The 4,516-nt window shown below is 60.9% G+C and carries 4 protein-coding genes; 3 read left to right on the top strand and 1 reads right to left on the bottom strand.

Annotation, left to right across the window (positions count from 1 at the left end; genetic code table 11):
• The 3 genes from Q0367_RS17285 to Q0367_RS17275 all read left to right on the top strand — a co-directional run.
• A partial coding sequence (locus Q0367_RS17285) for an extracellular solute-binding protein (protein ID WP_298983782.1) occupies positions 1-1,485 on the top strand: 1,485 nt, incomplete at its 5' end.
• A 107-nt stretch (positions 1,486-1,592) separates the two neighbouring features.
• Positions 1,593-2,483, top strand: coding sequence for a sugar ABC transporter permease (locus tag Q0367_RS17280; protein WP_297640280.1), 891 nt, complete (start codon positions 1,593-1,595; stop codon positions 2,481-2,483).
• A 15-nt stretch (positions 2,484-2,498) separates the two neighbouring features.
• Complete coding sequence (locus tag Q0367_RS17275) at positions 2,499-3,377, top strand: carbohydrate ABC transporter permease (protein WP_297640279.1); 879 nt, start codon at positions 2,499-2,501, stop codon at positions 3,375-3,377.
• Positions 3,378-3,385: 8 nt separating this feature from the next.
• On the opposite strand, the gene Q0367_RS17270 is transcribed toward Q0367_RS17275, so the two are convergent.
• On the bottom strand, positions 3,386-4,516 hold a 1,131-nt coding region (locus tag Q0367_RS17270; RefSeq protein WP_298983779.1), incomplete at its 5' end, for a transglycosylase SLT domain-containing protein.

Below are 4,516 nucleotides of genomic sequence, written 5' to 3'. Positions count from 1 at the left end.
CTGGTGCTGGTCAAGGGAGGGCAGGAGAATGCGGCGCTCATGCCCGAAGGCGAATCGATCGAGGATAACCGGGCCCTGCGATACATTGAGGATACGTTGAACGTAGACATCACCTTCGCCTGGGTGTCGCCCAGCGACAGTTTCAGCGACAAGTTGAACCTTTCGATCGCCAGCGGCGACATTCCTGACATGATGATCGTGGATCCGGTGCAGCTCGAGCAGTTGACCGAGGCCGGCGCCATTGAGGATCTGACGCCCTACATCGAGAAATACGCCAACGCCGATCTGCTGGAGAACTGGCGGCAGACGGGCAGCGTGGCGTTGGCGGCCGCCACCATCGACGGCAAGATCATGGGCATCCCGAATGTGCAGCCGCAGGCCGATGCGCCGATCATGGCGTGGGTGCGGCAGGACTGGCTCGACAAGCTGGGGCTGAAAGGGCCGGAGACGGTCGATGACGTGGAGGCCATCGCCCGCGCCTTCATCGAGCAGGACCCGGACGGCAACGGCGCCAAAGACACCTATGGTCTGACCGGCACGCTCAATCCGGTGCAGGTGCCCTCGAATTTGCACGGTTTCGACGCCATCTTCAACGCCTACGGCGCTTTCCCAGAGATCTTCTTCCGCAACGCCGACGGACAGATCGTCTACGGCTCGGTGCAGCCGGAGACGAAAGAGGCGCTGGCGCGGCTGGCGGCGATGTACAAGGAAGGCTTGATCGATCCCGAATTCGCCACCAAGGACACCGGCAAAGCCAACGAGATCATCGTCGGCGGCAGAGGCGGCATCATGATGGGGCCGTGGTGGATTCCATGGTGGCCGCTGGCGGATTCGGTCAGCAACGACCCGAACGCCGACTGGCAGCCCTTCCTGATCAAGGACAAGAACGGCAAGTACACCTTCGCCATGGGCCAGTACACCTACAGCTTTGTGGTCGTCAAGAAGGGCTACCCCCATCCGGAGCTGGCGCTCAAGATTCTCAACGTGCAGAACGACCTGAGCTACGGCCTGAACGACGCGCCGCAGTACTATCCGAACTTCAACGAGATCTGGGGGTTGCTCTTCCCGATTCCCTTCCTGATCGAGCAGCCCTACGTCGTCGAGCGCATGGCTATCGAATACAAAGAGGCGTTGGACGGCGTGCGCGATCCGGCGACCTTCAGCGACGCTATGAAGCTGGAGTTCGAACAGATCAAGGCCGACATCGCCGCCCCTCGCAGCAATCCCTCGAACTGGGCGACGCGCATGGCGCGGTTGGACGCCGCCCTGCTGTTGGCCGGCGGCTACGACGAAGTGCGCACCGACCCGGTGGCCACTCGCATTCTTGCCACAGACTCCACCTGGCCTTCGCTGCAGAAGTTGGAGGAAGAGACCTTCCTGCAGATTATCACCGGCTCTCGACCGGTCGATGACTTCGACCGCTTCGTGCAGCAGTGGTATGACGGCGGCGGCGCTGCATTGTTGGAAAAGATGAATCAGGAATAAGCACGCATCGGCTGGGGAGTGAATGCATCGGAGGGATTGGCGCAGATAAAAATGCTGCGCCCATTCCTCCGATGCGTCCCATCCGCGGTCCATCTTCTGAGATCGCCATGTTCAAAAACACCGACCGCCTCGCCTACTATTTGATGATCCTGCCCGGCCTCGTCCTGCTTTTTGCCTTCACCTTTGTGCCGCTCTTTTATTCGGTGATCGCATTTCAGCGTTTTAACCCCGCGTTAGGGGTCACCGGTTCGCCATGGGTGGGGCTGGACAACATTTTGTTCATGTTTACGCTGCGCGACGCTCGTCAGGTCTTCTTCAACACGGTGTTCATCGCCTCGATGAAGATCGTCTTCATGCTGCTGACGGCGGTGCTCTTCGCCCTTTTGCTCAATGAGGTGCGTGCGCTGGCGATTCGCCGCTCGATTCAAACCATGGTCTATCTGCCCCATTTTCTCTCGTGGGTGATTCTCGCCGGCATTCTGCGCACGATCCTGGCGCGCGACGGCATGGTCAACAATTTTCTCGGCTTCTTCGGCATTGGGCCGATCTATTTTTTGGGGCAGCCGAACCTGTTCCCGTGGGTCATCATCTTCAGCGATGTATGGAAAGAGTTTGGCTTCGAGGCGATCGTTTTTTTGGCTGCGCTGACCGCCATCGACCCCACGCTGTATGAGGTCGCAGAGTTGGATGGCGCCAATCGTTTTCAGAAGATGTGGTACATCTCGATTCCGGGCATTGCGCCGGTGATTGTATTGGTGGGCAGCCTGAGCATTGGCAACATCCTCAACGCCGGCTTCGATCAGATCTTCAACCTATACAGCCCGATCGTCTATTCGACCGGCGACATCATCGACACCTATGTGTATCGCATCGGCCTCATCCAGGGACAGTACAGTTTGGGCACGGCGGTGGGGCTGTTCAAGACGGTGGTGGCGCTCATCTTAATCGGCATCTCCTATTGGATTGCCGGACGCTACGCCAATTACCGGATTTTCTAATCTGCAGGAGAGGACATGCTGGCGCGCAGCAGGGCTGACCGCATCATCGATTGGATCATCACCATCTTGCTCCTCATGGTGGGCGTCTCCACTTTACTGCCGCTGCTCAACACTCTGGCGATTTCGCTGAGCGACAGGGCGGCGGTGAGCGGGGGCATGGTGGGACTGTGGCCTGTCGGCTTTAATCTGAACGCCTACGCCTACATCCTGCAAGATGAAAAATTCTGGCGGGCGTTTGGCGTCTCGCTCTGGCGCGTAGCGGTGGGAGGCGCGCTCAATTTCGCATTGGCCGTGCTGACGGCCTTTCCCCTCTCGCGCACGGCCCGCGCCTTTCCCGGGCGAGACTTTTTTATGTGGCTTTTCGTCTTCGGCATGATTCTGAACGTCGGCATCGTTCCCTGGTATCTCACGATCGCCGGCTATGGACTGATCGACAACCTCTGGGCGCTGGTGTTGCACGGCGCCGTGCCGATCTGGAACGTCATCATTTTGATGAACTTCTTCCGCAACATTCCCAGGGAGCTGGAGGAGGCGGCGCGCATCGACGGCGCAGGCCCCTGGCAACTGCTGTGGAGCATCTATTTACCCACTTCGCTGCCTGCCCTGGCGACCATCACGCTCTTCAGCATCGTGGGGCATTGGAATTCCTTCTTTGATGGCCTGATTTTGATGAACAACCCCAATAACTACCCGCTGCAAACCTACATTCAGCAGCTGGTCATCGCCGACCGTCCGGCGCTGCACGGCGGGCAAGCGCGCCTGCTCGCCGAACTCTCCAACGCCACGCTCAACGCCGCCAAACTGTTTGTGGCGATGATCCCGATCCTGTTGATCTATCCCTTCCTGCAGCGTTACTTTGTGCGCGGCATCATGTTAGGCGCGGTGAAGGAATAAAAGCGTTGCTAACCGTAGAGCCGGGTGTAATGATACAGGTTGCTGAGGATCAGCTGAATGTATAGCCTCGGCTCCGAAAAGGTGAGCTGTTCCACGAAGAGGGCGTCGTCTGGGCCGAAGCGCTTGCGCCAGGCGTCGGCGTTGCCGGGGCCGGCGTTGTAGCCGACCAGCGCCGAGATCAGGTTGCCGCCCAGGTAGCCTCGCGCCCAGTCCAGATAATAGGCGCCGAAGCGTAGATTGATCACCGGACGATAGATGATGTCGTTGGTGTATTCGGGATGACCGACGCGCTGCGCAATCCACTGCCCTGTGTCAGGAATGATCTGCGCCAGCCCCTGCGCCGCTGCGGTCGAGCGCGCGCCCTCCTCAAAGAGGCTCTCCTGGCGAATCAGGCTGTAGTAGAGCAGCGGGTCCAGGTTGTGGGCGCGCGCCTCGCGCTCGATCAGCTCGGCGAAGGGGCGCGGGTAGGAAAGTCGCTGCAAAAAGGCCGGCGCGTTCTCCACCCATCCCGCCGGGCTGAACTGCAACAGCCGCATGGCGCTCAGAATGCTCAACCGATACGCCCCCAGCCGTGCAAACTCCAGGCTCAACGGATAGAGCGCAGCCGCGCTGTCGCGATGGCGCTGATAGACGCGCTCCAGCGCAACCAGGGCATCCTCGCGCTGGTCGAGTTCGAGCAACAGGCGCCCCTTGGCCAGGTCTGGATCGTTGGCGATGGCTGTCGGCAGCGTTCGCACCTGCTCCACCGACAGGCCGAGCCAGTTGGCCAGCCAGCGTTCGGCGAAGGCCTGGCTGCCGTCGTCGCCGGGAACGCGACTGGCCGGACCGGCGACCTCGCGGATGCGCGTCAGCATGGCGGCGTCGGTCATAGCAATGCCCTTCAGCGCATAGTGCGAAAGGATGCCAAAGTAGATGTCGGGCGCGCGATCCACGACCGCCTGCCACGTGGCGCGGGCCGCTTCGACCTGCCCGGCCGCCGCCTGGCTGCGCCCCAGCCAGTAGCCGACGGCGTCCCAACGATAGTCTGGATAGCTGCGCTGCAGCCGCGCCAGCGCCTCGACCGCCTGCTCGTAGAGGCCGAGGGCGAAGGCGCCAAAGCCGAGCGCGTAGAGCGCCTGCGGCGCGCGCTCGCTGGCCGG

It is taken from the genome of uncultured Caldilinea sp., assembly GCF_937128415.1.
Classification (GTDB): domain Bacteria; phylum Chloroflexota; class Anaerolineae; order Caldilineales; family Caldilineaceae; genus Caldilinea.
Note: the sequence above shows the minus strand (reverse complement) of the source record. Positions and strands in the feature narration are given on the sequence as shown.

Excerpts from the sequence above, each read along its gene's own strand:
- Q0367_RS17280 (WP_297640280.1), top strand. The coding sequence starts at position 1,593 with ATGTTCAAAAACACCGACCGCCTCGCCTACTATTTGATGATCCTGCCC.
- Q0367_RS17275 (WP_297640279.1), top strand. The coding sequence starts at position 2,499 with ATGCTGGCGCGCAGCAGGGCTGACCGCATCATCGATTGGATCATCACC.